Annotated in this window: 23 protein-coding genes; 16 read left to right on the forward strand and 7 right to left on the reverse strand. The window is 46.2% G+C overall.

Annotated elements, in window-relative coordinates; genetic code table 11:
• Nucleotides 1-21 precede the first annotated feature (21 nt).
• The 11 genes from PPO43_RS08480 to PPO43_RS08530 all read left to right on the forward strand — a co-directional run bounded on the left by PPO43_RS08480 (nucleotide 22) and on the right by PPO43_RS08530 (nucleotide 11,903).
• Nucleotides 22-1,080: a PorP/SprF family type IX secretion system membrane protein gene (locus tag PPO43_RS08480; RefSeq protein ID WP_272616823.1), complete on the forward strand. Its 1,059-nt coding sequence runs from the start codon at nucleotides 22-24 to the stop codon at nucleotides 1,078-1,080.
• A gap of 548 nt (nucleotides 1,081-1,628) precedes the next feature.
• Nucleotides 1,629-2,105: a hypothetical protein gene (locus PPO43_RS08485; protein ID WP_272616825.1), complete on the forward strand. Its 477-nt coding sequence runs from the start codon at nucleotides 1,629-1,631 to the stop codon at nucleotides 2,103-2,105.
• A 3-nt stretch (nucleotides 2,106-2,108) separates the two neighbouring features.
• Nucleotides 2,109-2,492: a hypothetical protein gene (locus PPO43_RS08490; RefSeq protein WP_272616827.1), complete on the forward strand. Its 384-nt coding sequence runs from the start codon at nucleotides 2,109-2,111 to the stop codon at nucleotides 2,490-2,492.
• A 126-nt stretch (nucleotides 2,493-2,618) separates the two neighbouring features.
• A complete protein-coding gene (locus PPO43_RS08495) occupies nucleotides 2,619-3,257 on the forward strand; it encodes a peptidylprolyl isomerase (RefSeq protein WP_272616829.1) in 639 nt (212 codons plus the stop codon).
• A gap of 13 nt (nucleotides 3,258-3,270) precedes the next feature.
• Nucleotides 3,271-3,984 carry a PIG-L deacetylase family protein gene (locus tag PPO43_RS08500; protein WP_272616832.1) on the forward strand — a complete coding sequence of 238 codons (714 nt, stop codon included), beginning with the start codon at nucleotides 3,271-3,273 and terminating at the stop codon, nucleotides 3,982-3,984.
• A 276-nt stretch (nucleotides 3,985-4,260) separates the two neighbouring features.
• Nucleotides 4,261-5,133, forward strand: a complete 873-nt coding sequence (locus PPO43_RS08505; RefSeq protein ID WP_272616834.1) for an alpha/beta fold hydrolase — start codon at nucleotides 4,261-4,263, stop codon at nucleotides 5,131-5,133.
• A gap of 277 nt (nucleotides 5,134-5,410) precedes the next feature.
• Complete coding sequence (locus PPO43_RS08510; protein ID WP_272616836.1) at nucleotides 5,411-6,958, forward strand: hydroxymethylglutaryl-CoA reductase; 1,548 nt, start codon at nucleotides 5,411-5,413, stop codon at nucleotides 6,956-6,958.
• Nucleotides 6,959-7,106: 148 nt separating this feature from the next.
• A complete protein-coding gene (locus tag PPO43_RS08515; RefSeq protein ID WP_272616838.1) occupies nucleotides 7,107-7,604 on the forward strand; it encodes a hypothetical protein in 498 nt (165 codons plus the stop codon).
• A 102-nt stretch (nucleotides 7,605-7,706) separates the two neighbouring features.
• Nucleotides 7,707-8,291 (forward strand): hypothetical protein, encoded by a 585-nt coding sequence (locus PPO43_RS08520; RefSeq protein ID WP_272616840.1) that lies wholly within the window; start codon nucleotides 7,707-7,709, stop codon nucleotides 8,289-8,291.
• 163 nt (nucleotides 8,292-8,454) lie between these two features.
• Nucleotides 8,455-10,224 (forward strand): MutS-related protein, encoded by a 1,770-nt coding sequence (locus tag PPO43_RS08525; RefSeq protein WP_272616842.1) that lies wholly within the window; start codon nucleotides 8,455-8,457, stop codon nucleotides 10,222-10,224.
• A gap of 260 nt (nucleotides 10,225-10,484) precedes the next feature.
• Nucleotides 10,485-11,903, forward strand: a complete 1,419-nt coding sequence (locus tag PPO43_RS08530) for a hypothetical protein (protein WP_272616844.1) — start codon at nucleotides 10,485-10,487, stop codon at nucleotides 11,901-11,903.
• 301 nt (nucleotides 11,904-12,204) lie between these two features.
• On the opposite strand, the gene PPO43_RS08535 is transcribed toward PPO43_RS08530, so the two are convergent.
• The 3 genes from PPO43_RS08535 to PPO43_RS08545 form a co-directional block, all read right to left on the reverse strand.
• Nucleotides 12,205-12,978: a succinate dehydrogenase/fumarate reductase iron-sulfur subunit gene (locus PPO43_RS08535; RefSeq protein WP_272616846.1), complete on the reverse strand. Its 774-nt coding sequence runs from the start codon at nucleotides 12,976-12,978 to the stop codon at nucleotides 12,205-12,207.
• 39 nt (nucleotides 12,979-13,017) lie between these two features.
• Nucleotides 13,018-15,021: a fumarate reductase/succinate dehydrogenase flavoprotein subunit gene (locus PPO43_RS08540; protein WP_272616848.1), complete on the reverse strand. Its 2,004-nt coding sequence runs from the start codon at nucleotides 15,019-15,021 to the stop codon at nucleotides 13,018-13,020.
• Nucleotides 15,022-15,127: 106 nt separating this feature from the next.
• Nucleotides 15,128-15,802, reverse strand: a complete 675-nt coding sequence (locus PPO43_RS08545) for a succinate dehydrogenase cytochrome b subunit (RefSeq protein WP_272616850.1) — start codon at nucleotides 15,800-15,802, stop codon at nucleotides 15,128-15,130.
• A 705-nt stretch (nucleotides 15,803-16,507) separates the two neighbouring features.
• On the opposite strand from PPO43_RS08545, the gene PPO43_RS08550 reads away from it, so the two are divergent.
• Nucleotides 16,508-17,875: an ankyrin repeat domain-containing protein gene (locus PPO43_RS08550; protein ID WP_272616852.1), complete on the forward strand. Its 1,368-nt coding sequence runs from the start codon at nucleotides 16,508-16,510 to the stop codon at nucleotides 17,873-17,875.
• A gap of 41 nt (nucleotides 17,876-17,916) precedes the next feature.
• Here PPO43_RS08550 and trpS read toward each other — a convergent pair whose 3' ends face one another.
• The 4 genes from trpS to PPO43_RS08570 all read right to left on the reverse strand — a co-directional run bounded on the left by trpS (nucleotide 17,917) and on the right by PPO43_RS08570 (nucleotide 21,376).
• Nucleotides 17,917-18,933 carry a tryptophan--tRNA ligase gene (gene trpS, locus PPO43_RS08555; RefSeq protein WP_272616854.1) on the reverse strand — a complete coding sequence of 339 codons (1,017 nt, stop codon included), beginning with the start codon at nucleotides 18,931-18,933 and terminating at the stop codon, nucleotides 17,917-17,919.
• Nucleotides 18,934-19,270: 337 nt separating this feature from the next.
• The gene (locus tag PPO43_RS08560; RefSeq protein ID WP_272616856.1) at nucleotides 19,271-20,173 is read right to left on the reverse strand and encodes a flavin reductase family protein; all 903 of its coding nucleotides are present in this window, start codon (nucleotides 20,171-20,173) and stop codon (nucleotides 19,271-19,273) included.
• Between the two features lie 23 nt (nucleotides 20,174-20,196).
• Nucleotides 20,197-20,808 carry a redoxin domain-containing protein gene (locus tag PPO43_RS08565; protein ID WP_272616858.1) on the reverse strand — a complete coding sequence of 204 codons (612 nt, stop codon included), beginning with the start codon at nucleotides 20,806-20,808 and terminating at the stop codon, nucleotides 20,197-20,199.
• Between the two features lie 193 nt (nucleotides 20,809-21,001).
• Nucleotides 21,002-21,376: a T9SS type A sorting domain-containing protein gene (locus PPO43_RS08570; RefSeq protein WP_272616860.1), complete on the reverse strand. Its 375-nt coding sequence runs from the start codon at nucleotides 21,374-21,376 to the stop codon at nucleotides 21,002-21,004.
• 409 nt (nucleotides 21,377-21,785) lie between these two features.
• On the opposite strand from PPO43_RS08570, the gene PPO43_RS08575 reads away from it, so the two are divergent.
• The 4 genes from PPO43_RS08575 to PPO43_RS08590 all read left to right on the forward strand — a co-directional run bounded on the left by PPO43_RS08575 (nucleotide 21,786) and on the right by PPO43_RS08590 (nucleotide 25,718).
• Nucleotides 21,786-22,616, forward strand: a complete 831-nt coding sequence (locus PPO43_RS08575; protein WP_272616862.1) for a purine-nucleoside phosphorylase — start codon at nucleotides 21,786-21,788, stop codon at nucleotides 22,614-22,616.
• A gap of 227 nt (nucleotides 22,617-22,843) precedes the next feature.
• Nucleotides 22,844-23,926: a peptide chain release factor 1 gene (gene prfA / locus PPO43_RS08580; RefSeq protein ID WP_272616864.1), complete on the forward strand. Its 1,083-nt coding sequence runs from the start codon at nucleotides 22,844-22,846 to the stop codon at nucleotides 23,924-23,926.
• Between the two features lie 2 nt (nucleotides 23,927-23,928).
• On the forward strand, nucleotides 23,929-24,837 hold the full coding sequence (locus PPO43_RS08585) for a DUF368 domain-containing protein (protein WP_272616866.1): 909 nt from the start codon (nucleotides 23,929-23,931) through the stop codon (nucleotides 24,835-24,837).
• Nucleotides 24,838-24,938: 101 nt separating this feature from the next.
• Nucleotides 24,939-25,718: a peptidoglycan-binding protein gene (locus PPO43_RS08590; protein ID WP_272616868.1), complete on the forward strand. Its 780-nt coding sequence runs from the start codon at nucleotides 24,939-24,941 to the stop codon at nucleotides 25,716-25,718.
• Nucleotides 25,719-25,802 lie beyond the last annotated feature (84 nt).

Raw genomic sequence — 25,802 nt, forward strand, 5'->3', positions numbered from 1 at the left:
CAGCCTTTAAAATAGCCTATCATGAAACTGTCCAGACTCCTATATTTGGCGCTAGCTTGTTTTTTCGCTGGCTCTTCTCTACAGGCACAGGATATCCACTTTTCACAGTTCTATGCTTCGCCCCTTAACCTGAATCCAGCTACTACGGGCGTGCTTAGCTGTGATATGCGCTTCTCTGCTATCTATCGCAACCAATGGGCTAGCGCTCTCGGAAATAAGGCCTTTAGTACCTTTTCCGCTGGAATGGAAACCCGCTTCGATGTTGGAAAAAATGATTATTGGGGACTCGGGGTAAACCTCTGGGCTGATAAGGCTGGTACCTCTTCTTTTAGTAATGTACACGGCTCTGTAAGCGCCTCTTATATCAAACGCTTGGGCGGCCGCCGATCCAATAATATGTACTTGGTGGCTGGTGGTTCAGTAGGCTTTTCTCAAAGAAGTATCGATGCCCTAAAACTTCAGTTTGGAGAACAATGGGATGGTGATACCTATAATGGAGGTAATTCTTCTGGTGAAGATATGTCAAACTGGAATACCCGCCTAACTCATGCCGACGTTCGCGCTGGCTTGTTCTGGTGGATGGCCCTAGACAAAAAAGATAAAAGCAATATCTTCGCAGGAATCGCTTTCGATCACCTCACTCAAGCCAATATCGCCTTTATCGAAAATGGATTTGACCCACTTTATATGAAAACTACGGTACATATTGGTGGAGATTTCCGCATTAAACGCCGATTGGCTGTTGTTCCCAATATGGTTATGCTTTTCCAAGGCCCTTCTACAGAAGTGAATCTTGGTGCTATGGTCCGCTTCGATTATAGCAAACGCGCTTACTCTAATCAAGCTTTTGAATTTGGTCCAATGTTTCGCCTAGTGCAATCAAGAACAGGACAAATTGCCTCTGATGCAGCGATTATTGCTGCCCGCATGCGCTACGGTAGCTCTACTTTTGGCTTAAGCTATGACCTCAATATTTCAGACTTGCGCCCCGCTACTAACGCCAATGGCGCCTTTGAGGTCTCTTATGTTTATACGCTCTGTGGCGTTCGCAATCGCAAAATGGGATGTCCTACGTTCTAGGATAGATCTAATAGAATATCTAAGGTCCAGCTTTTTCTAAAGGCTGGGCCTTTTTTTTGGGGCCCGCGGCCGTTCCGGCCGCCGCTATGCTGCGGGGCTCGCTGCTCGCTCGGCCCTGCGCGGGCTCCGCCCACTAGGTCTGGCCTGCGGCCACCCTCTCCGCAGCGCTGGGCCATGCAGGCTCCGCCGCCTGCAAACCGCAAAAATGGCATTCGTCGCTGTGCTCCTCATCTGTGGATATTTACCCGCCCACCCTCCCCTCTACGGGATTCCTTAGGGAATCCCTCGGGGAGTTTGGGCCAAAAAAAACGCCCATGCTTAGGGCCAATCTGGCCTAGCGATGTGGAGCAGTGGCCGTAGGCCAGACCAAGGCGGCAAAGCCGCCGCAGGGCCGAGCGAATAGCGAGCCGCGAAACGTAGCGCCGCAAGGCAAAGCCGCAGCGGAGGCCCCAAAAAACAACAGTAAGGAAAAACTAAGGGCAAAACCCCAAAAAAGTCTGTCATAATATCTAAGTTTAAAGGAATAAAATGCCTTAAACCTTCACTTTATGCTCCTTCAGCTTCTTGGTCTGCAAGCTCGTCTCCAAATTCAGCGGGGAGAACAACCCGAAGAACTCGCTCAAGAATTAGCGCGTCTGCTGGCCAATAAACAACAGCCCGATGCCCCTTTTATTGGCCAAATAAAAGCGCAAAGCATCAAATTTCGCCGAAATCAACCCGCTCAAGGACTCAGCTTTCCGATCTGGGTCAAAGGCCGATGGCATGCCTGGGGCAAAGCTCAAAGTTCCCTCTTCCTCCAAATTTCCCCCTCGAAATGGGTGCTCTTTCTTTTTGTGATCTTCCTCCTTTTTATTTTGGGCCTGAGTTTCGTATTTTTGGGCCTCAGCCAATTAGATCATTGGGTAGATCTTATATTTTTTCTGCCTATACTTTTCTTTTTAGCCATCTTTGGCCTATTCTATACGGCCCTCAAACAAGAAGTGCAACATCTTAAAACTGAGCTTAATCGCTTACTGCAACCCTAATTTATGGCCGAACCTACAGAAGATTGGGAATTTGATTTCCAATGGCTACAACTCCGCCACCAATTCAAAAATCAACTCCAACTAGAAAGTTTGCCCAATCTGCAAGCTATGCTACTCTTAGTGGGGATTCAAGAATTGGGACAAGTAAAAGAGGAGTTTACCAAAGAGGAAAAACAAGATCTCATGCAATTGGCCTCTTGCCGCCTCTTGGCCTATGAAGGCTATTTTGAATTTGAAGGCCTAGATGCCGAGGGCTGGCCGCATTACCGAAACCTCGGTTTAGCCCCCAAAATGCCCATCAAAGAGCAAGAAAAATTGCTCAAAACCCTACTGCTCAAATATGCCAAAGAAGAGCTAGACCTACCTACAGAGGAAAGTCCCAACTAAACCAAATATTTATTTTCATGTTCTAATAATAATTGTAGCTACATGAATGTTTTTAATCGGCAATTGCCTAAGTTTGCATTGCTATTTTTTGTCACATTTATGCTATTTAGCGCCTGTCAAAAGCCTATGTTTAATCCAAAATCAGCAGAATATTCTCCAATCATTGAGCTGCAAACAACAAAAGGGAATCTGCAAATCCAATTGTATGCATCTACCCCAAAGCATCGCGACAATTTTGTAGAACTCGTCAAAGAAGGCTATTACAATGGCTTGCTTTTTCATCGCGTCATCGCCAACTTTATGATTCAAGGCGGAGATCCCGATTCTAAGGAAGCTAAACCTGGCCAATCGCTAGGTATGGGCGGTCCTGGCTATCAAATTGATGCTGAACTAGGCGTTAATGCCGATAGCTCGCTCAACCATATCCACCTCAAGGGGCGCATTGCTGCTGCTCGCCAAGGTGGAATTGGCAACCCGCTTAAAAAGTCTAGCGGTTCACAGTTTTATATTGTGCAAGGCCAAAAGGTAGAAGAAGATTTCCTTCAAAAAGTAGAGAATATTCGCAAATTCAAGTACTCTGAAGAGCAAAAGAAAGCTTATCTAGAAAAAGGCGGAACGCCTCACCTAGATGCTGATTATACTGTTTTTGGAGAGTTAATAGATGGCGAAGAGGTGCTAGAGGCCATTAGCAATGTCCCTTGCGATCAAATGGACCGCCCCGTACAAGATGTTCGGGTCATTAAAGCCGTGATCGTAAAGGGCTAAACGCCTTTTAATCATGAAAATACTCTATGTCTTTCCACATCCCGATGACGAATCTTATGGCCCTGCTGGCGCTATCTATCAGCAAATTCAAGCAGGGCATGAGGTCCACCTCCTCACGCTAACAGAAGGCGAAGCCACCCGAATGCGCCATAAATTGGGCCTTTCTAAAGCCGAAATGGGCCAGGTTCGCCGAGCCGAAATGGAAGCGGTGGCCCAAGTGTTGGAACTTTCCTCACTTAGCGTTTGGACTTGGCCCGATAGCCAACTCCAAGACCTAGATCCCCGACCGCTGGTCCAAGAACTAAAGGACTTTATCCAGCAACTGAAACCTGAAATCCTAGTTTCTTATCCCGTTCACGGCATTAGTGGCTTTCACGACCACTTGGTCACGCATAGCCTCATTAAACAATGCTTTTTGGAGCTGAAAACAGAGGGCAATTCTCCTCTCAAACGCCTGGCATTCTATACGATCCCAGATCATGGCCAAGCTACTTTCAGCGGGGATTTTATCCGCATGCGGCACTCTACTAAAGAGCGGATTGACTGCATTGAGCCGCTTTCGGCCCAAGCTATGGAGAAAAATCGAGAAGCCTTGATGGCTTACGAAACCTATCAGGAGGTCATTCAAGAATCGGGTATCCTCAACAAATTGGATAAGAAGGCCCATTATGAGTTTTTTCAAGAGGATTTTGATCCTCCCGTCCAAGAACTGACAGCAGGCCTCTAAGGCCCAAAGGTCACTGCTTAATTGTTTAGGCAGTGACTTTTTTTATGCTAGGATTTGGGGCCTCCGCTGCGGCTTCGCCTTGCGGCGCTACGTGTCGCGGCTCGCAGTTCTGCTCGGCCCTGCAGTTTTTTCGCTGCGCTCAAAAACTTGGGTCTGCGGCTTCGCCGCCCCGCTTTCCATCCCTAGGCCTGCGGGCGCTTCGCGCCCTACAAGATCCAAAAAGGCCCAAAAAAAGCCTAGAAAAAACTGTATTTTAGGCCAGCCAAATCAATCATTATGCAGTTAAGAGATCTCTTATTTAAGTACACGACAGATACGTCTCGCTTTCTGGTGGTAGACGATATGCTCATTCATTACAGAGAAGAGGGGAGTGGAGAGCCCTTGGTCCTTTTACATGGGGCGTTTTCTTCTTTGCATACCTATAATGAATGGACCAAATACCTCAAAAGCCATTATCGGGTAATTCGCCTAGATTTAATGGGTTTTGGCCTAACAGGCCCCAACTCTACGGGCAACTATACCATGGAAAATCATATTCGGGTGCTCAAGCGCTTTTTGGATATTTTGGGCTTAGAGCAGTTTCATTTGGTGGGGAATTCTTTGGGGGGCTGGATCAGCTGGGAGTTTGCCTATCGTTATCCGCAAAGAGTGAAGAAATTGGTCCTTATTGATGCAGCGGGTTTTATGGAAGAAGAAAATGTGCCCTTACCTTTTAAGTTGGCCCAAGCGCCCATCTTTGGCCGAGTGGTTAAATATGTAGTGAGAAAGCCCATTTTAGAAAGTTTTTTGCGGCAGGTCTATTACAATAGTGATAAGGTAACCGATGCCTTAGTTGATCGTTATTATGAATTATTTAGTCGAGAGGGAAACAACGATGCCTTTTTAAAATTGGTAAATTCTCCTTATACGGATCATAGTCCATTTTTGAAATACGTCAGCAATCCGACTTTAGTGATGTGGGGGAGAGAGGACATGTGGATTCCGGTACACAATGCCGATCGTTTTCATAAATTATTGCCACATTCTTGGCAAAAGATATATCCGAGAGTGGGGCATATCCCGATGGAGGAAATACCAGAAGAAAGTGTATTGGACCTTTTGCACTTTTTGCAAGAAAGTGAAGAGTTTGCCCATATTTCTGAGGGTTAAAAAAATAAATGGAAGAAAAAAAGCACATCTTTTAGCAAGCTTGCAGAATATTTAATAATTTAATCTGGCTTTAGATCTGCGATCTACAGGCCCGGAGGGCCGCAGGCTGAGGGATGGAGAGGGTGGCCGCAGGCCAGACCTAGTGGGCGGAGCCCGCGCAGGGCCGAGCGAGCAGCGAGCCCGGAACAGCCCGACCTGAGCGAAGCGAGGGGCAGCCCCAAAACACTGTTCATCAAGCATCTAAAAACTGACTTTTTTCGCCATAAAATCATAACCCATGTTAGTTCCAAGCCTTATTCTTAAGCAACTTTATAATTTTAATAGTCTAGCCAATGTAGAAGGTGGTTTGCAGTTCATGATGAAAAATCGTCTGAGCGATACGCAGATTACGGATTTGAAAAGCGTGCGCATTGGAGATCATCAGCTCAAGGCTGAAGAAATCACGCTTTTGTTGGATGATGGCAGCCAGCGAGCGGCTGCTAGCTTAACGGCGGATGCGCCTTTGGATTTGCCGTTGAAGGCGAGTTTTAAATTGCATTGTGCCATGCCTCAGTTGCCCAATGGGAAATATGAGGTAGAAATTGTATTTGCTGCGCAGCCCTTTGGGGAGTTGACCTTGGTTGTAGAGGATGGTCTTTCGGACAAGACGGCCAGCAGCATTAGTATTCCTAGAGATCGTGTGGATGATTATGGAGAACCTATTATTAAGGAGCGTCAAAAGTTTGTAGAGGACTACACTGGGGCTAAAATGGAGCATGTTGGGCAATATTCTTTTGATCCACATAGCTGTAATGGAAACTGTGAGCATTTTATTGGGGCGGCACAGATTCCCTTGGGCGTAGCAGGGCCTTTGCAGGTAAATGGAGAGTATGCTCAGGGGGAGTTTTTGATTCCTTTAGCGACATCGGAAGGGACATTGGTAGCTTCCTATAATCGGGGAATCAAAGTGGTTAATCTTTCGGGAGGGGTAAAATGTACGGTCCAAAGAGATGCTATGCAAAGAGCGCCTGTATTTGTTTTTGAGGATGCGCGGGCGGCTCGTGATTTTGTAGATTGGGTAAAGGCCAACTTTGCTAAAATTGCGGAAGAAGCGGAAGCGACCTCTAGTGTGGCTCGTTTGCAGTATATAGACCCTTATTTGGCCAATAAGTTTGCCTATCTCCGGTTCAACTTCTTTACGGGAGATGCTGCGGGGCAAAACATGGTTGGTCGGGCTACATTTGCGGCCTGCAGTTGGATTTTAGAAGAATATAAGGACCATAAAGTAGAGCACTTTTATTTAGAGTCTAATTTTGCTACTGATAAAAAGGCCTCTCAGGTGAATATCATGCGGACGCGTGGTAAGCGGGTTACGGCAGAGGTGGTCTTAAAACGAGATGTGCTCATTCAAAATATGCGTGTGGAGCCCGAAAGTTTGGCCTACCACTATGGTGTGGCCAATATTGGATCAATTATGTCTGGGGCCAACAATAATGGTTTGCATTCTGCCAATGCGATTACGGCTATGTTTATTGCGACGGGGCAGGATGTGGCCAATGTATCAGAGTCATCGGCGGGATTGGTGTATTGCGAGCTCACGCCTGAAAAAGATTTATACTTCTCGATTACGATTCCGTCTTTGATTGTTGCTACATTTGGAGGAGGAACAGGCTTGGCGACACAGCAAGAATGCTTAAGCATGTTGGGTTGCGTAGGTCGAGATAAGGTCAATAAACTAGCAGAAATCATTGCTGGAGTTGTTTTGGCAGGAGAAATTTCTTTAGCTTCTGCGATCTCCTCTTCAGATTGGGTATCTAGCCATGAACAATATGGCCGGAATCGCTAGGCACCTTTTTTGCTAGCATGACTAGGAAAAGTGGAAAAATTTGCTGCAAAAAATATCTTTTTTCGCTTTTGTAGATTTACTTTCCGTAAAAACTGTAATTTTGCAGTGCTTTTATTTTACACAAAATCACACATCTATGAAAAATCTTGTGAAATTTCTTTCGTTCGCTGCTCTATTTGCTGCTTTCACCACTTCATGTACTGAAGATGATCCCTGTAAAGATGTAGTTTGCGGTGACTATGGTAACTGTAACGAAGGCGTTTGTGAGTGTGTTTATGGCTATGAGCAAGATGCTGACGGCCTATGTAACACAACTTGGTCTGCTAAGTTTGCTGCTGGTCCCAATGCTCCTGCTGCTGACACTGTTTATGGAGAGACAGGTAATTACTCTCAGCTTTACAACATGACTATTACTGTAACTGACTCAGTAAACCTTTCTACTACTAACTTGGGTGGATTTGGTCCTAGCAATGTTGTAGACATGGAAGCTACTAGCAGCTACGATCTTTTAATCAACGATACTGATGTTACTGGCCGTGTATTCAATGGTACAGGTACAATCAACGGTAGCGAGATCACTTTGAACTACACAGTGACTTATACCGATAACACCGTAGATACTTGCGAAACTGTTATCACAAAATAATTAGGATTTAGTTCCTAAATGTTTAGGCCCAGCTTTTCTAAGCTGGGCCTTTTTTATTTAGTTGAATAAGGCTATCTTTGTTTATATTAAAAAAAAACAACAATGAACTTTCAACTAAAACTTTTAGCTGCTTTCACATTGATGACCTTAGTCTTTTTTTCTTGTACTAAGGATGACGAACCCGAACCAGAACCAGAAGTGACTTGCCCCACTGGTTTTGTACTTGATAGCCTAGGTAACTGTGTAGTATTCGACCCTTGCGATACAATTACTTGTGGTGTTAATGCAGTTTGTGATGCAGGTAGCTGCGAATGTGTACAGGGGTATGAACAAGATGCTAATGGCGACTGTAATACTACTTGGGCAGCTAAATTTGCCATTGGAACAACTGCTGCTAGAGATACTGTATATGGCGATAATGGGAGTTTTAGTGTTAACTATAATATGTCAATTACTGAAATAGATTCTGTAAATCTATCTACAACTAACCTGAGTGGTATAGGGAATACAAATACCGTAGAGATGCAGTTGACATCAAGTACGAGTCTTAATATCAATGATACGGATGCTACTGGCCGCGTATTCAACGGTACAGGAACAATCAATAGTAACCAGATCACTTTGAACTATACCATTAGCTACAATGATAATACTGTAGATACTGTAGAAACAGTAATTGTACTGTAAGTAAAGCAACACTGGCACTGAATGCTTAGTGCTATAGCTTTTGACCTAAAGAGGTTAAGCAAAGTTTTAGGCCCAGCTTTTTTAAGCTGGGCCTTTTTTATGCCTTCTCCTCAGAGCTCCTTATTTTGGGCCTCTCTATAAAATAGCCCCTAAATATAGCCGCATGTCTATCTACGCTCAACGCCTCGACCAATTTACTACTGCCCACAAACAGGCCCAACAACAGTTCAATCTGCTGAGTATTGCCCGCCTGATTACGGTGGGGCTCTTTATTGTTGCTGGCTATTATTATCTGGACAACCAAGAAAGTCTTTGGGCTTACTTGCTGCTAGCGAGTACGCTAGCCTTTTTTGCCTTACTTCGCCTACACGATAAGGTTAAAATTAAACGAGATCGTCTCAAGGAACTAACTCTTATCAATGAACAGGAATTGGCCCATACCCAAAATGGAGAGCTTCCCTTTGATGATGGTCAGGCCCTGGCCCCTCAAGATCATCCCTATTCCCACGATCTAGATCTTTTTGGTCCCAATTCTCTCTATCAACTGCTCAACCGAACAGCTACCCCTATGGGCCAAGCCGCTCTCCAAAAAGATCTATTAGAAGGGCTTGAGAAAACTGAAATCCTGGCCCGCCATGCCGCTATCGAAGAACTAAAAGAGGAACTAGATTGGCGACAAGAGTTTTTGGCCCAAGCCCGCCTCGCCCCAGAAGGTAGCCAAAGCCTTTATCCCGCTTTTGTGAGCTGGACCCAAAGAGAGGCCTCTTCAGTTCATCCGCTAGCCAATGCCCTCCGATTCATTTTTCCCATCGGTTTCTTGCTTGCTCTTATTGCCTACGTATTTACTTTTAGCCTGCTCTGGGAACGCCTAGCAGAGGCTTTCTTTATTCTCAATATCATTCTGGTCCAACGCCACCTAAAAGCTATTCAAGCCGAAAGCCTACAACTGGACCGCCTACGGCCTACACTCCGCCAATACGGTATTCTCCTCCAATTGTTCGAGAAGAAAACATGGCAATCGCCTCTGCTCCAAAATATGCAGGCCAATTTGCGCAAAAATGGCCCAGAAGCTGCCCAAGCCCTTAGCCAATTGGGCCGCCTGCTCGCTGGATTAGATAGTATTAGCAATCTTGTCGGCGCCCTGCTCTTTAACGGAATCGGCGCTTACCATCTCCACCTTTTGGCCCAACTCTACAATTGGCGGAAAAAATACGCTAAGGAACTTAATGAATGGTTGTTGCTATTAGGCGAACTCGAAAGCCTGAATTCTTTGGCCAATCTGGCCTATAATCGACCCGATTACCAGTTCCCCGAACTGCAAAATTCTCCCGATTTCTATTTTGAAGATCTCAAACATCCTCTGCTCCCTATCAAGCAGGCAGTAGGTAACGAACTCGACCTCCGCCAACAAAAGCTAATTATCCTCACGGGCTCCAATATGTCGGGCAAAAGTACTTTCCTCCGCGCTATGGGCCTCGCCATGGTGATGGCCCGCATGGGCTCAGTGGTCGCCGCCAAAACTGCTCAATTACAAGCCCTGCCACTCTACCTGTCGATGCGCGTCAATGACTCACTCAGCGAAAATGCTTCCTACTTTTTTGCCGAGGTCAAACGTCTGCAAACTATCCTAGAAGCCCTAAAAAGAGAACCCCATTTTGTTCTCCTTGACGAAATTCTGCGCGGTACAAATTCCGACGATAAACGCAACGGAACGCTAGGCGTGCTCCGAAAACTAGTGGAGTATAAGGCCGTTGGCGCCCTCGCCACACATGATCTTGAGGTCTGTGCCCTACAAGCCAATTATCCCAATTATCTCCTCAATGCCTGCTTTGAAGTCGAAATTCGTGAACAAGAACTCTATTTTGACTATAAACTAAGAAAGGGCATCTGCCAAAATCAATCAGCTAGTTTCCTGATGCGGAAATATTTGTAGGCTGTTGTACCTATCTCTTTGGTCGTCGAACTGGCGCCCCTTCGGGCCTTGTTGTCGCAGCTCGCTGTTGTTTTGGGGCCTCCGCCTCGCTATGCTCGTCGGCGCTACGTTTCGCAGCTCGCAAGTCTGCTCGGCCCTGCGGCGGCTTTGCCGCCTTGGTCTGGCCTGCGGCCACTGCTGCACATCGCTAGGCCAGTCGCTTCGCTCCTCGCAATGCGCCAAAATTGCCCTCCTCTTCATCCGTCTAAGAAAAGGGACCTATGTACAAGAGTAAATTATTTGCCTTATATCGCTCTTTGGGAACTGCTCAACAGCAGCGACTAGGACGCTTTTTGTCTTCGCCTTACCACAACCAAAGAGAGGATGTTTTGGCCCTCTATGATTATTTGCAAACTTATGCAGACGAAACAGACCGCCAAGTATTACGCAAAGAAACGGTCTATGCTGTCCTTTTTGATGGCCCATATAAGGTGGCTAAAATGGACCATCTCATGTCTGTTTTCCTCCAACTAATTGAACGCTTTTTGTTGGTGGAACGCATCGAGCAAGAACCGCTAGAATCTCAAATCAAACTGAACCGCAGCTACTTAGAACTAGGCCTAGACAAACATTTTGAGCAAAGCTGGCGCAAGGCCAACCACCAAAGAGAAGAGTCTTCCCTTAGAGACAGCAATTATTATCGCTATGGCTATTATCTAGAATATCAACGCTATGAACATCTGACAAAAGCTCGACGGAATCAGGCCAAGAATCTCTTTAAACTCAGCCAAAGCTTTGATACTTACTTTCTAGCCGAACGCTTTAAGCAAGCTTGTTTGATGTTGGCCCATGAGGCCGTCTATAAAGTAGAATACGACCGAAGTTTAGTTGAATTGCTGCGGCAATATGTGTTGCAACAACCTGAACTTTTAGCCCAAGATAGCCCCTTGGCCCTTTATTTTTATTGTTATGAGAGTCTGTTGCCACCTTATCCCGAAGCTAGCTTTCAGGATTTTAAACGGCTGTTGTTTGGCCCAGCCCAAGAGGCTTTACCCAAGGCTGAATTGCGAGACCTTTATTTATTGGGCATCAACTATTGTATTCGACGGTCCAATTCTGGACAAAAACACTATCTCAAAGAGTTGCTCTATTTTTATAAGTCGGGCTTGCAAGAAGGGATTTTAATCCAAAATGGCCGTTTGCCTAGTAGCAGCTTTAAGAATATGGTCAAAGCAGCCCTAAAAAGCCGAGAATTTGATTGGGCCAAGGCCTTTATTGAGCAATACCCAGCGTATTTAGACCCCAAGCAGCGTGCGCCTTATTTGCATTATGCCAAAGGCGAATACTATTATTATTTGGGCCAATATGAACAGGCGATGTTGGCCCTACAAGAAATAGAGTTTGGGGATATCTTCATGAACTTGAGCGCTCGCTTACTTTTGCTCAAAATGTATTATGAATTGGGTGAATTAGAGGCTTTAGAGGCCCAAATCAACAGCATGAAAATCTATTTGCAGCGCAAGGATCAGTTGGGCTATCATAGAGAGAATTACAATAATATCCTTTATTTCTGCCGTCGATTATTGCAGTTGCCGCCTTATCCTAAGGAAAAAGAAAAGGCCGCCTTAGAGGCCGCCATTTTAAGTCGAGACCCATTAACGGAAAAAGATTGGTTGCTTCAGCAATTGGCCAAGAAATAGGGGAAGAGGCAGCAGGCCCGTTAGGGCCGCAGGCCTAGCGATGTGCAGCAGTGGCCCGCAGGGCCAGACCGAAGCCCGAAGGGCTGAAGGGCCGAGCAGACCTGCGAGCTGCGAAACGTAGCGCCTGCCGCAGGCAGGAGGCCCCAAAACAACAGCGAGCTGCGACAACAAGGCCTTTAGGCCGTCTTCGATGACCGAAGGGAATAAACGTAGTGCCACAGCTTTGCTGCGGAGGCCCCAAAAAAAAGGTCAGCACCTTAGAAAGGCGCTGACCAGTATAAATTGGGCCAGAAAAGGCGAATTATTTAGCGGCTTGGCGGTTAGAGCCAAAAACAGCGGCAATATACTCGCGGTTCATCTGAGCGATATTCTCGATAGAGATTTCCTTGGGGCATTCTGCCTCACAGGCGCCAATGTTAGAGCAAAGACCGAAGCCTTCGCTATCCATTTGGCTTACCATGTTAAGCACACGTTGCTGGGCTTCTACTTCTCCTTGAGGCATAGTGGCCAAGTGAGTTACTTTAGCAGAAGTAAAGAGCATAGCTGAGGCATTGGGGCAGGCGGCCACACAGGCGCCACAACCAATACAAGCAGCGGCATTAAAGCCTTTAGCGGCAACTTCTTGCTCGATAGGGATAGCGTTACCGTCGGGTGTTCCCCCAGTATTTACAGAAACGTAGCCACCAGATTGGATAATGCGATCGAAGGCAGAGCGGTCTACCACAAGGTCCTTAATTACAGGGAATGCCTTGGCGCGGTAGGGCTCGATCCAGATAGTATCGCCATCATCGAAGTGGCGCATATGCAATTGGCAGGTTGTGGTGCCTTGCATAGGACCATGCGGGCGGCCGTTGATTACGAGGCTACAAGCTCCGCAGATTCCTTCGCGGCAATCGTGTTCAAAAGCAACGGGGTCTTTCTTTTGGGAGTTGAGTTGTTCATTGAGGACGTCCAACATTTCTAGGAAAGACATGTGGGTATTGGCAGTCACCTGATAGCTTTCGAATTTTCCGGCTTGGCCTGCACTTTTTTGTCTCCAGACGTTGAGCGTCAGTCTAATTTCGTCATGAGCCATAATATATGGAGTTTAAATAGTCAATAGATGTGAAAAGAATTACTTGTAGCTACGAGTTTTGAGCTCTACATTTTCGAAGGTGAGTTCTTCTTTGTGGAGTTCAGCTTCGCCGGGGCCTTTAAATTCCCAAGCGGCTACATAAGCATATTCTTTATCATTACGCTGAGCTTCTCCTTCTGGAGTAGCGTATTCATCGCGGAAGTGGCCACCACAAGATTCTTGACGATCTAGGGCATCCATAATCATGACTTCGGCGAGTTCGAAGAAGTCGGCTACGCGTAAGGCTTTTTCGAGTTCGGGATTGTATTCGTTGGCAGAGCCGGGAACAAATACATTTTTCCAGAATTCATCGCGGAGTTTGCGCACCTTCTCCTTAGCGATTTTGAGGCCATCAGCATTACGAGCCATACCGCAGTATTCCCACATAATATCTACCCCTAGTTCGCGGTGGAAAGACTCTACAGAGCGGTCACCTTGGATGCTGAGTAGTTTATCGATGCGTTCCTTCACCTCATTTTCTGCTTGGTCAAAAGCAGCTTGTTCGGGGCTAATCTTGGGCGTACGGATTTCGTTGGCCAAGAAAGTACCGATAGTGTAAGGAATTACGAAATAACCATCGGCTAGACCTTGCATCAAAGCAGAGGCTCCTAGGCGGTTAGCGCCATGGTCAGAGAAATTACATTCGCCCAAGGCAAAAAGGCCGGGGATGGTCGTTTCTAGGTTATAATCTACCCAAAGTCCACCCATAGTATAGTGAATAGCGGGATAGATACGCATAGGCGTTTCGTAGGGATTTTCGCCAGTAATCTTCTCATACATTTCGAAGAGGTTACCGTATTTGGCAGAAATCACTTCTTTACCCCATTGGCGAATCTTTGCTTCAGAAGCATCGGGTTGGCCTTTAGAGATGGCGACAGAGCGGCCATAGCGCATGGTGTTTGTAGAGAAGTCTAGGTAAACAGAGAGGCCAGTTGGTCCAACTCCACGTCCTTCATCACAAACATATTTAGCAGCTCTAGAGGCTACGTCACGGGGCACCAAGTTACCGAAGGCGGGGTAGATGCGCTCTAGGTAGTAATCGCGATCTTCTTCAGCTACATTTTCGGGCTTGATTTCTTTTTTGCGTAGTTTTTCTACCATAGCCATATCCTTGGGCACCCATACACGTCCGTCATTACGGAGTGATTCTGACATCAAAGTCAATTTAGATTGATAGTCGCCAGAAACGGGAATACAAGTAGGGTGAATTTGGCAGTAGCAAGGGTTGGCAAAATAAGCGCCACGGCGGTGGGCTCTCCAAGCGGCAGAAACATTACAACCCATAGCGTTAGTAGATAGGTAGTAAACATTACCATATCCACCTGTACCCAGAACTACAGCATGAGCTGCATAGCGTTCAATTTTACCATTGAGGAGGTTGCGAGCGATGATTCCGCGAGCTTTACCGTCTACGAGGACCAAATCGAGCATTTCGTGGCGGTTGTACATGGTCACGCTACCCAAAGAGATTTGGCGAGAGAGGGCGCTATAAGCTCCCAACAAAAGCTGCTGACCAGTTTGGCCACGAGCGTAGAAGGTACGAGATACTTGCACCCCACCAAAAGAGCGGGTAGCGAGTTCTCCACCATATTCGCGAGCAAAGGGAACCCCTTGAGCCACACATTGGTCAATAATATCGGTAGATGCTTCAGCTAGTCGGTGCACATTGGCCTCTCTAGAGCGGTAGTCACCTCCTTTGATTGTATCATAGAAAAGGCGGTAAACACTATCTCCATCGTTGCGATAGTTTTTAGCCGCATTGATTCCACCCTGAGCTGCAATAGAGTGTGCACGGCGGGGGCTATCATGAAAAGTGAAACAAGAAACATTATAACCTAATTCCCCTAGGGTAGCCGCTGCAGAGGCACCAGCCAAACCAGTACCTACTACGATTACGTCAATACGACGCTTGTTGTTAGGTGCTACGAGAGGCATAGTTGAACGATATTTAACCCATTTTTCGGCTAAGGGACCAGGAGGTACTTTAGAATCTAACTTTCTCATAAGAGTATGATTATTTTTTTAAAGTCGAGTTTGAATGATGTTGGCGATTGCCAAACAGTTCATTGTTAGTAGTTTAACAATGAGGGGGTTAGATAGTTTGTGCTATCTAGAGCATTTCCTTAATGTAGAAGAAGATTGGCATAGTCGCAAATCCAAGAGGAACCAAAATAGCAAAGGCAACTCCTACCGCTTTAATGACAGGGGTGTACTTTTTGTGGTTGAGTCCCAAAGTTTGGAAAGCAGACTGAAAGCCATGCAAAAGGTGAGCAGATAGAGCAAACAAGCCCAATAGGTAAACAATGACTACCCACTCTTGCTGAAATGCAAGTGATACCTCATAGTACAAATCACCCTCGCGAGTAAGGCCCGTAAACTTAGCCTTGAGCCAGAACTGCGCCATGTGCAACAACAAAAAGGCAAGGATCAATACGCCTAACCACATCATGTTGCGAGATGCAGCGCTAGCTTCCGTTTTGGCTTTTTCACTGCCCTTGTAACGGCTGCTACCACCAGCAGAATTACGGTTAGATACCCAGATGGCAATCCCCTGTACTGCATGCAGAAAAATGAAGAAATAAAGCCCCAATGATACTGTCTTAATCAGCGGATTGTGGGCCATAAACTCGGCATATTCGTTGAAACTATGACCGTCGGCATCAGCAAACAGAGCCAGGTTACCAATCATATGCACCACCAAAAAGGTGCATAAAAAGAGACCGGTAAGACTCATGATGAGCTTTTTGCCCAAAGATGAAGTAAGAAATTTGACTACCCAATTCATGTGTCAAGATTTTGGTTCGATAATGTGTTTTCGTTCTCAGAAGAAGATATTTCTCCCAATTTTGTCCGTTTTTCATCAAAAACAAAGCGGCGGAAAAATATTAAATTTTGTCCTCTTTCTTTCCTTTTTGCTCAAGATAGTTACAGAAAGGAGGGGCAAAAGGGCGCTCTTCCAAGTCAGATTTATATCTAAATTACTATATCAAAACCCAAGAGCCCGCTTTTTGCTTAATTTAAGCCCCTTTTAGCCCTTATTTAGAATAATTTTAGATTTCTGTAAGCCCCCTTATTTCTCAAAAATAAGGGGGCTTATTAGGGCAGAAAGGTTGGCTTTTAACTGGAAAAAGCTATTTCAATGGCTCGTATAAGGTGTTTCCGTTAGAGGAAAGGTATTGGGATAGCTCGTATTAGCTATCTAGTGTTTAGCTGAGCATAAGTAGGGCTTGTCCCTAGCTGCAGGAAAGGTATAACAAATCCCTTATGGCCGAAGGGCCAATGGCCCAGCGCTGCGCAGCGGTGGCCGCAGGCCAGACCGAAGCCGCCAGAGGCGGCTGAAGGGCCGAGCGAATAGCGAGCCGCGGAGCATAGCGGCGGCCGACCTAGCCGAAGGCTAGCTGGCCGCGGGCCCCAAAACAGCTAACTACTTGCAAAAGATCAAATTGAGACAACTATTTGTAGGGCTGCTGCGTCTTTATAAAAAAGACCTATGAGACCTACATTACTTTATTCTTTGATCTTTATTTTCCTCAGTTACTTAGGGGCGGCGCAAAGCTTTGAAAGCCCTGAGGAGTTGCTTTTTGCGGCTATCTTTGAACAAGATTTATCGAAGGTGGAGGCGGCCTTGGGCTTGGGGGCACAGGTAGACAGCCGCTATACTTATAGCCGGTATGCGGAGGATTGTTTTTATTGGACGCCTTTGATGGCGGCTTGTGCAATGGGGCAATTGGATATTGTGCGACTATTACAAGACAATGGGGCTAGCCTTTGGGCGCCCTTGGCTGAGGGCTGGTCGAATGCGGGCCCCTTGAGCCAAAAAGGGAGCCGCCCCTTGCATGTAGCGGCCGCTTATGGCAGTGTAGAAGTGGCTGAATTTTTATTGCAAAGAGGGGCTTTGGTTAATGCTGGCCCCAAGCATTATACGCCTTTATACTATGCTTTGCAGGCGCCAAAGTCTCAGCGTCAGGACTTAATAGAGTTATTGATTGCTTATGGGGCAGATTATCGACAGCCAGGGATTTTGGCTGAGGCTATTGCGCAGGAAGAAATAGCTTGGGCGCAGAAATGGCTGCGCAAACAGGGGGCCGCCACTGCGGCTCGGCCCAATTGTGAGGGGGCTTGTACGCCTTTGGAATTGGCCATACAAAAGGAGGCAAATGTACTTTTGCCGCTTTTCAAGCAGCGAGGGGTAGCGCTAGTGGCTAGTCCTAGCGCAGCTTCTTTGTTAGAACAGGCCTTTTTGGCCCAAAATCTCTTTGCTTTTCAGTGGTTGTATCGCCAGGGCTTGCGACCTACCTCCGATTTGATCGAATTGGCCAAAAATAGCTCTTCAACCTGGCAAAAGATTTTGCAAAATGGGCAACTAGAGGATGAAGATCGGAAGTTTGTGCAATTGCTCAAAGATCCCATTTTTCAGGATATAGAACTGACCGAAAAACCTTTGCAAAATATGCAATGGCGAAGCTTGAGCGGGGGCTTTATCAGCCTTCAGCAGTTTAAGGGCGAATGGTTGCTGATTGTCCCTTGGGCCAGTTGGTGCGAAAGCTGCAAAGAGCAGCTGATTTCGATCCATAAGCTACAGAAAAAGCAGAAACATTGGCGGGTATTGGTGCTTTCGCTAGACCCCAAACCCTATCCATTAGAAGACTTTATGAAGGCCGAAAAGCTTCCTTTTATTGCGGCCCATGATCCCGCGCTGAATAGTATTAAAGCTTGGAATTGGCGAGCGCCAGAGCTCATTTTGCTAGACCCTCAGGCTTGGCAGAGGAGCCGTTCTAAAAAAGCTTTGGATTGGCACAAAAAGCCCTTGAGCCGCTTTTTGCGCTTACAGAAAAAACGCTATCCCGCAACACCATAAAAAAAGGGCGACCGAAAACTGGTCGCCCTTTTTAGTGGCTATTAGAAGCGCACATTGCTCAAGCCCGCCAAATCTTTGACCTCCTTGATGCACTCTTGTGCGCGTTGGCGAATTTCTTCAGAGCTCGCCTTAATTTGTTTCTTATACTCCTTTTTATTGCCCAATACTTCGGCCCGTTTTTCCTTGAATCCCGCAACTAATTGACCCAATGCCAACTTAGCGGCCTCTTTGAGATCCTTATAAGAAAGTTGTTGGTTGGGATCTTGGTAAACGGCCAATAATTGATCATGTACCTCGCCATGTCCAGCCGCCTTAATCAAAGTAAAGAGGTTTTCTACTCCAGGACTCATAATGCCTTGGGCCTGTTCTGCTCCCGTATCGGTTACGGCAGAACCCACTTTCTTCAAGAGGCGGGCCTCCTCTTCAAAAACACTGATGTAGTGTTTTTCGCCTAGGCTTTTGCTCATTTTTCGGTTGGGATCAGCCAAAGAGCGAATCTTGGGCGATTCGGTAAATAGAGGCTCGGGCAGCTCAAAAAACTCCTTGCCCACAGCTTGGTTAAAGCGAGTGGCAATGTTGCGCGTAAGCTCTAGATGTTGCTCCTGATCCTTGCCTACAGGCACATAATCGGCCCGATAAATCAGGATGTCGGCAGCTTGCAAAACGGGATAACTAAAGAGGGCGGCAGAGATGAAATTATCTTTTTGGCCTTCTTTCACCTGCTGGCTTTTATCCTTAAACTGCGTCATGCGGCTAAGCTCGCCATAAGAGCAAAAGCAGCTCAAAATCCAGCAAAGCTCGGCATGTTCAGGCACCAAAGACTGCAAAAAGAGATATTCTGGTTTTACGCCTAGGGCCAGAAGATTAAAAATCATGTTCCAGCTATTCTCCCGCAGTTTTTTAGTTTGATAGGGCATCGTCATGGCGTGATAGTCCACAACACCAAAGGTACAATCGTAATTTTCTTGTAGCCGCACCCAGTTTTGGACCGCCCCAAAGTAGTTGCCCAAATGAAGGTCTCCAGTAGGTTGAATGGCAGATAGAACGCGTTTTTTCATCTTCTTAAAAGTTCTTGGACCCAAGGGCCCACATGGTTATAGTAAAGAATCAAAGTTAAAAATCTTTTGGCTTTTGGGGCCTTTGCTTGCTGCTTTTTTGTCTGCTGTTGATTTTGGGGCTGCCCCTCGCCTATCGGCTCGGGTCGCTATGCTTCGCGGCTCGCTATTCGCTCGGCCCTGCGCCAGCAAGCTGGCTCGGTCTGGCCTGCGGCCACCGCTGCGCAGCGCTGGGCCTGCGGCGGCTTTGCCGCCTGTCCACCGCAAAATGGACCAAACAAAAAAAAACGCTCTACCTCCAGGGTAGAGCGAACTAAAAAGGATGGATCCATAAAGGACCTTATTCAATCATGAGGCAGGCCAGCGCATTGGCGTATTCTCCTTGTTGGAGGAGGGTGCGAGCATAGCGCTCTTGCATTTCAAAGCGGGCTTTAGAGCCTGCGGGCGCTAGCTCAAGCAAATTGGCCAAATTATCATCTGTTTGGACCAATTGTTCTATTTCCTGCTCTGTAGGTAGGGCCATTAGGCCCGCCATATAAGCAATCTCTTTTCCGCTTAGGGTTTCGCTTTGGCGGATGCGCTCTGGCAATTGATCGAAGCCCAAGGCCAAATCAGAAGGATTCTGATAGATGGAGAAAAGAGCATCTCCACTAGCACGCACATAATAGGCACGGCCAAGGCGGCCTACCAAATCGAGTTTGTGGGGGTCGATGCGGTTGCGTTCATCAATAACCGCCTCATCAATATGGAAGCGCTGTACTTTACAGAACATCAGGTTGCCAGCTCCGCCATGCTCGCCTAAACTAATAATTTGCTCTACCTTGCACTCAAACTGTACTGGAGATTCTGCAATGCGGAAGGGGGCCACAGTTTCAGCTGCTAGAGGCGTAAAGCCCGCTTTGGCAAACTCATCAATATGAGCGGGATAAGAAATGCTGGCTAGGGTCATTTGTTGGACCATATCGTAGGTTACTACATTGATGACTACCTCTTGGTTTGCTTGGATATTGTGTAAAGTATCTTTGGTGGTATTCCCTCGAACAGTTCGATTAGAAGAGAAGACCATCATTGGTGGATTAGAGGAAAAGGCATTGAAGAAGCTGTAGGGAGCAATATTGGCTACCCCATTTTCATCAATGGTAGAGACAAAAGCAATGGGACGAGGGGCTATAGCCCCCACCATAAACTGATGCAGATCCTTAATTTCTAAATCTTGAGGGTTGATGCTACGCATTTTAGACATCGGTTAGCTGGTTTTAATTAAATTTACTGTAAGAGGTTTTCGATCTCGATATGATCGGCAATATGGCTGCCATAGCGGACTTGGATGATCTTTTGGTCTTGATCAATGATAAAGTCGGCAGGAAGGATAGGACCAGGTTTATCTCCCTTTTTGGGGTATTTTTTCCCCTCATAGGCTTTCTTTCCTTTTTTGGCGGCCTTACGCACCTTCTTCTTGAAAATGGAATTTCGGACTTTTCCAGCAGATTTCTCAATTTTGAAGGCCTCGAACAGATTTTCTTCTGGATCGGCAACGACAATAAAGGGGAGTTCTGCGTCTTCGGCTAAGGCCTTGAGGCGATCTAGGGGGCTAGGGTAGACCACAATCACGGCATATCCTTGGGCTTTTAGGTGCTCAAAATTTTCTTTGAGTTCATGGGTCCGAAAGTTACAGACAGGACACCAAACAGGTCTCAAAAAAGAGATCAGCACCTTATCATTGTCCTTTAGTAGCTCTTTGAGTTTATAGTTTTTGCCATCTATAGCTGCAAAGTTTGCTATGGGGGATTTTTCTCCCATTTGCAATTGAGGCCTTTCATCTTGGGCAAAACTAAATTGGGCAATAAATAGGCTAAGGAATAAAAGGAGCGTACGCATAGAGATAGTTTTAGGGGAGGGGGATGATTAAATAGCTTTAAGTGGTATAGTCAATAAGATACAGGCTTTGGGGCAAATTTGTTTTGAGATAAACGATAAAGTCTTTTTAAAGGATCTGTCTAGGGAAAATAAAAAAGGCAAGCCATTTGGCTTGCCTTTAAGGTCATTTGCGGATGCTAATCAGCAATCTCGCTTATTTCTCTTCACGTTTGATGGTCACCTTGCGGTTAAGTTCAGCGCCAGATTCGTCAGTGATTTGGAACATATAAGTACCGTCCTCGAGTGTTTCTACATTGAGTGCGCGGTAGTTGCTACCTTCAGTTACTTCCATAACACGGTGAGCAGCTAGTTCGTAGCCCTCTTCGTCAAACATTTTCATGGTCAATTCTTTCTGCTCCTGAGATTTTAGAGAGAAAACATAGACATCATCTTGAACGGGATCATCAGAAGCTACCATTTCAATGTCTAGTACCTTGGCTACTTTTTCGGCAGACATAAGGCTAGTATAAATTGTGGCTACAACTTCGCGGTCATCACCATTGTCCAAAAGAAGGATAACAGCGACCATTTTGTCTTCATGATTGGGGTTGGCAGCGAAAGCGTTGCTGGCATTGAAACCAAGAACAAGCGCTAGGACGAAAGATAGAATTTTCATATCAATCAGTGTTAAAAAGTAGTGTAGATAAAAAAGAGTAGGTTAGAACATTGGGTTGAAAAGCCTCTTTTAGGCTATTTTCAAGATAGAGATGCACTAGTTTTCTAGTGGTCACTCTAATATTGAGTTTTATTTTGGAAAAGCGGCAAATCACCGAAGACAGAAAAAATTGCTTATCTTTGGCCTTGCCCTAACAAAAATAAGTACAAGTACTTAGAGTTCAAAATTTTAGGATTCTAAATATAACATTTCCTTAAAAATTATTCAGGCATTCAATTTATTGATTCCCTGATGATTAGCATACTTTTTAAGTTTTTGCTAGATGAGTTTAGAACAACAAATTGCCGTCTGTCATCAGTACTTAAATAACAGAACTGAGACCTTTAAGGTTCGCTATGGTTTAATCTTAGGTACAGGTTTAGGCCCTTTAGGGGAAGAAATTGAGGAAGTTCATCGCATACCTTATGCGGAGATACCGCATTTTCCAGTTTCTACCGTAGAGGGACATGCTGGCTGTTTAATTTTTGGTTATTTGGCGGGTCAGCCTGTGGTGGCTATGTCGGGCCGTTTTCATTATTATGAGGGCTATTCGACCAAGGAGGCGACTTTCCCAGTTCGGGTATTTAAGGCCTTGGGGGTAGAGCGTTTGTTGATTTCTTCTGCGGTGGGCAGTGTGAATGCGGAGATGAATGCGGGCGATATTATTTTGGTCCGTGATCATATCAACTTCATTCCTGATCATCCGTTGCGGGGAAAGAACGACGATCGTTTAGGTCCTCGTTTTCCAGATATGAAAGATGCTTATGATCATGCTTTAAATAATAAGGTAGAAGCTAAGGCCAAAGAAATGGGTTTGCCCATTCATCAAGGCGTATATTTGGCCCTACAAGGTCCAAATTTGGAGACGCCAGCGGAATATCGGATGGCGCATATTTTGGGTGCGGATGTCATTGGGATGTCTACGGTACCAGAGGTGATTGTGGCCAAGCATGCGGAGCTGCCTGTTTTAGTCACTTCTGTTGTCTCGAACAAATGTTGGCCTTTAGAGGCGATTGCCGAGACCACATTGGAAGATGTATTGGCGGTAGTAGAAACGGCTTCGCCTAAACTTTCTGCTTTGGTTAAGACCTTATTGGAAGAGGAGATGCTTTAGGGCCTTGGCCCTAGCTAGGCGGCCGCAGGCCGCTTTTGTATGGCCTAGCGATGCGAAAGGGTGGCCGTCAGGCCAGACCGAAGCCCGAAGGGCTGAAGGGCCGAGCGAAGAGCGAGCCCTGTAGCGTAGCGCCGCAGCTTGCTGCGGAGGCCCCAAAAAAAACAATTAGAATATTATTTAACATAGAACTCAGCAGTAGATGAGTTCATTTTGCGAGGCAAAACACTATGAATAGCTTATTGAGCAAGCTGTCTGCGATTAAGGACAAATTTGAGTACCTGCAAGAGCAGCTTTCGGACCCTAGTATTTCTTCTGATATGAAGAAATTTATGAAGGTCAATAAAGAATATAAGGGTTTGGAGCCCTTGGTTAAGGCGCATGAAGAGTATAAAGCGCTTTTGGATGGCTTGGCCGAGTGCAAAGAGATTTTGGAAAACTCTGATGAGGCTGAGTTTAAGGAAATGGCCAAAATGGAGATGGATGAGCTTTTGGAGCGTCAGGGGCCATTGGAAGAGGAAATCAAGTATATGTTGATTCCCAAAGATCCTGAAGATGAGAAAAATGTCACGATTGAAATCCGCTCGGGAGCGGGTGGAGATGAGGCGGCCATTTTTGCGGGAGATTTGCTTCGGATGTATGAGCGCTATATTGATAAAATGGGTTGGAAGCGGGAGTTAATCTCGGAAACGCCTAGTGAGTCGGGGGGGTACTCTAAAGTATTTATGGAAGTTACGGGCGATGGGGTCTATGGCTTGCTCAAATATGAATCGGGGACGCATCGGGTACAGCGAGTGCCTAAAACGGAATCTCAGGGGCGGGTGCATACCTCTACGGCCACCGTGGCGATTATGCCTATTTTTGAGACCGAAGATATTCAGATCAATACAGCGGATTTGAGCTGGGATACCTTCCGGGCCAGTGGGGCAGGGGGGCAGCACGTAAACAAAACGGAATCTGCCGTGCGGGTAACGCACAAACCTAGTGGGGTCGTTGTAGAATGTCAGGAAGGGCGTTCGCAGCACCGTAACCGCGAGATTGCCTTACAAAAACTCTATGCTCGTTTGTTTGAATTGCAGCAGCAAGAGCAGCAAGATAGCATTACCGATTTGCGAAATAGCTTGGTCGTATCTAGTGATCGCTCTTCAAAAATTCGGACCTATAACTATCCTCAAAACCGGGTGACGGACCACCGCATCAACTTTACGCGCTACAACCTAGGCGATATGATGAACGGAGCCATTGAGGAGTTCATTGAGGCCATTCAAACTACCTACAATGCCGAGAAACTAAAAGCCAGCGAAGAAGTATAATTATGCAACATCTATTTACTTTCCTCAAAGGTATGGCCATGGGCGCTGCAGATGTGGTGCCTGGGGTTTCTGGTGGAACCGTAGCCTTTATTACGGGCATTTATGAGCGTTTGCTTCAAGGCATTAAGGGCGTTAATTTTGCGAACCTAAAAGTCTTGCAAAAAGAGGGAATTGCTGCTTTTTGGACCGCCATAGATGGCAATTTTTTATTGGCCCTTTTTGGGGGCATCTTTGTCAGTGTCTTGAGCTTGGCCTCTTTGCTTAGCTCGGCCTTGGAACATTATCCGCAGCTGCTTTGGTCCTTTTTTATGGGTTTGGTTTTAGCTTCGGCTTTATATGTTGGGCGGCAAATTAAGTGGAATAATCTGCCTTCTATTGTCTTATTGATTATGGGAGCTGGCATTGCCTACGGCATTACGCTTTTTGTGCCTACAGAAATGCCCAAAAGCTATCCTATGGCCTTTATTTCTGGGGCCATTGCTATTTGTGCCATGATTTTACCTGGAATTTCAGGTAGTTTCATTTTGCTCCTGATGGGCATGTATAAGCATGTGATTGAGGCCATTCACGAAAAAGACATCCTCTTTCTTTTGGTCTTTATGATGGGCTGTGGTTTGGGCTTATTGAGTTTTGCTAGAGTATTGAGTTGGCTGTTTAAGCATTATCGCTCGGCGGCCTTGGCTTTGCTCACTGGCTTTATGTTGGGCTCTTTACCCAAAATTTGGCCCTGGCAAAATGTCATTAAAACACGCATCAATAGCCATGGCGAAGAAGAGCCTTTCCTATTTCAATCTGTTTTGCCTAGCGCCTATGAAGGCGAGCCCTATCTTTTGGGCGCAGTTCTTTTGGCCCTTTTAGGCTTTGCCTTGGTTTTTGGCCTAGAGCGCTTGGGACAAAAAACAGGGGAATAAGAAAGTAAAACTTTGCTAGAAGTATTAAAAAATTATATTTTAGGGAGATAGAATCTCTAAATTGCTTTTTAAGCACCAAATGGTGCCCTAAATATTGACTCATGGGAAGACCTACACTCCGTCTATATGATGGCTATCGCCACACCTCCCCACATCTGCGCGATGAGGTGGCCGAGCTACAAACATTACTCAAAGGTTATGGCTACCGAGTCCGCCCCGATGGCGAATTTGGCCCCTATACCGAGAATTGCGTCAAGCACTTCCAATACAAAAAAGGAATGACTGCTGACGGCATTGTAGGCCCTTCTACCTGGGCAGCCCTGCTCAATCGTCCCCAACCTTCTGGCAATTACCTACAGTTTCAAACCTCTTACGCCAAAAATAACCCGCATCTGCTTCAGCAGTTGGCAGAACTCAACGGCAAATACAAAAATGCTGTGCTAAGAGTGTCGCAACAATACGATATCCCCGCTTCCGTAATCGCAGGGATCGGCTCTAGAGAGTCGCACTGGGGCTTGGCCCTAACCCCTCCCGGCCCTCATGGCACCGGAGATGGCGGCCACGGTAGAGGCCTGATGCAGGTGGACGACCGCTGGCATGTCGCTTTTATCCAGTCTGGAAAATGGGCAAACGCTACCGAAAATATTATCTACGGCTGTGCCGTGCTCAAAAATTCTATGAACCTCTTTACCAAAAAGTTGGGCTGGAAAATGAGCAAACAACTCTTACAAGCTGGTATCGCTGGCTATAACTGCGGGCCCTCTCGCGCCCTCAGTGCCTACCAATCTGGCTATGATATTGACTATTATACCACTGGCCGAGATTATTCTCGAAATGTACTAGAAAGAGCAGGCTGGTTCCAACTTCACGGCTGGAAATAAACCACAATAAAACAAACTAAAGGGCTGTCCAATCGGATAGCCCTTTTTTTATGTCTGTAAGGATCTGTTTTGGGGCCTCCGCCT

It is taken from the genome of Saprospira sp. CCB-QB6 (genome assembly GCF_028464065.1).
Lineage (GTDB): Bacteria > Bacteroidota > Bacteroidia > Chitinophagales > Saprospiraceae > Saprospira.

Coding starts and splice junctions, on each gene's coding strand:
- PPO43_RS08490 (WP_272616827.1), top strand. CDS start 2,109: ATGGCCGAACCTACAGAAGATTGGGAATTTGATTTCCAATGGCTACAA.
- PPO43_RS08520 (WP_272616840.1), top strand. CDS start 7,707: ATGAACTTTCAACTAAAACTTTTAGCTGCTTTCACATTGATGACCTTA.
- PPO43_RS08570 (WP_272616860.1), bottom strand. CDS start 21,376: ATGGTCGCTGTTATCCTTCTTTTGGACAATGGTGATGACCGCGAAGTT.
- PPO43_RS08535 (WP_272616846.1), bottom strand. CDS start 12,978: ATGGCTCATGACGAAATTAGACTGACGCTCAACGTCTGGAGACAAAAA.
- PPO43_RS08485 (WP_272616825.1), top strand. CDS start 1,629: ATGCTCCTTCAGCTTCTTGGTCTGCAAGCTCGTCTCCAAATTCAGCGG.
- PPO43_RS08495 (WP_272616829.1), top strand. CDS start 2,619: ATGTTTAATCCAAAATCAGCAGAATATTCTCCAATCATTGAGCTGCAA.
- PPO43_RS08500 (WP_272616832.1), top strand. CDS start 3,271: ATGAAAATACTCTATGTCTTTCCACATCCCGATGACGAATCTTATGGC.
- PPO43_RS08550 (WP_272616852.1), top strand. CDS start 16,508: ATGAGACCTACATTACTTTATTCTTTGATCTTTATTTTCCTCAGTTAC.
- PPO43_RS08510 (WP_272616836.1), top strand. CDS start 5,411: ATGTTAGTTCCAAGCCTTATTCTTAAGCAACTTTATAATTTTAATAGT.
- PPO43_RS08575 (WP_272616862.1), top strand. CDS start 21,786: ATGAGTTTAGAACAACAAATTGCCGTCTGTCATCAGTACTTAAATAAC.
- PPO43_RS08560 (WP_272616856.1), bottom strand. CDS start 20,173: ATGTCTAAAATGCGTAGCATCAACCCTCAAGATTTAGAAATTAAGGAT.
- prfA (WP_272616864.1), top strand. CDS start 22,844: ATGAATAGCTTATTGAGCAAGCTGTCTGCGATTAAGGACAAATTTGAG.
- PPO43_RS08505 (WP_272616834.1), top strand. CDS start 4,261: ATGCAGTTAAGAGATCTCTTATTTAAGTACACGACAGATACGTCTCGC.
- PPO43_RS08530 (WP_272616844.1), top strand. CDS start 10,485: ATGTACAAGAGTAAATTATTTGCCTTATATCGCTCTTTGGGAACTGCT.
- PPO43_RS08585 (WP_272616866.1), top strand. CDS start 23,929: ATGCAACATCTATTTACTTTCCTCAAAGGTATGGCCATGGGCGCTGCA.
- PPO43_RS08590 (WP_272616868.1), top strand. CDS start 24,939: ATGGGAAGACCTACACTCCGTCTATATGATGGCTATCGCCACACCTCC.
- PPO43_RS08565 (WP_272616858.1), bottom strand. CDS start 20,808: ATGCGTACGCTCCTTTTATTCCTTAGCCTATTTATTGCCCAATTTAGT.
- PPO43_RS08525 (WP_272616842.1), top strand. CDS start 8,455: ATGTCTATCTACGCTCAACGCCTCGACCAATTTACTACTGCCCACAAA.
- trpS (WP_272616854.1), bottom strand. CDS start 18,933: ATGAAAAAACGCGTTCTATCTGCCATTCAACCTACTGGAGACCTTCAT.
- PPO43_RS08545 (WP_272616850.1), bottom strand. CDS start 15,802: ATGAATTGGGTAGTCAAATTTCTTACTTCATCTTTGGGCAAAAAGCTC.
- PPO43_RS08480 (WP_272616823.1), top strand. CDS start 22: ATGAAACTGTCCAGACTCCTATATTTGGCGCTAGCTTGTTTTTTCGCT.
- PPO43_RS08540 (WP_272616848.1), bottom strand. CDS start 15,021: ATGAGAAAGTTAGATTCTAAAGTACCTCCTGGTCCCTTAGCCGAAAAA.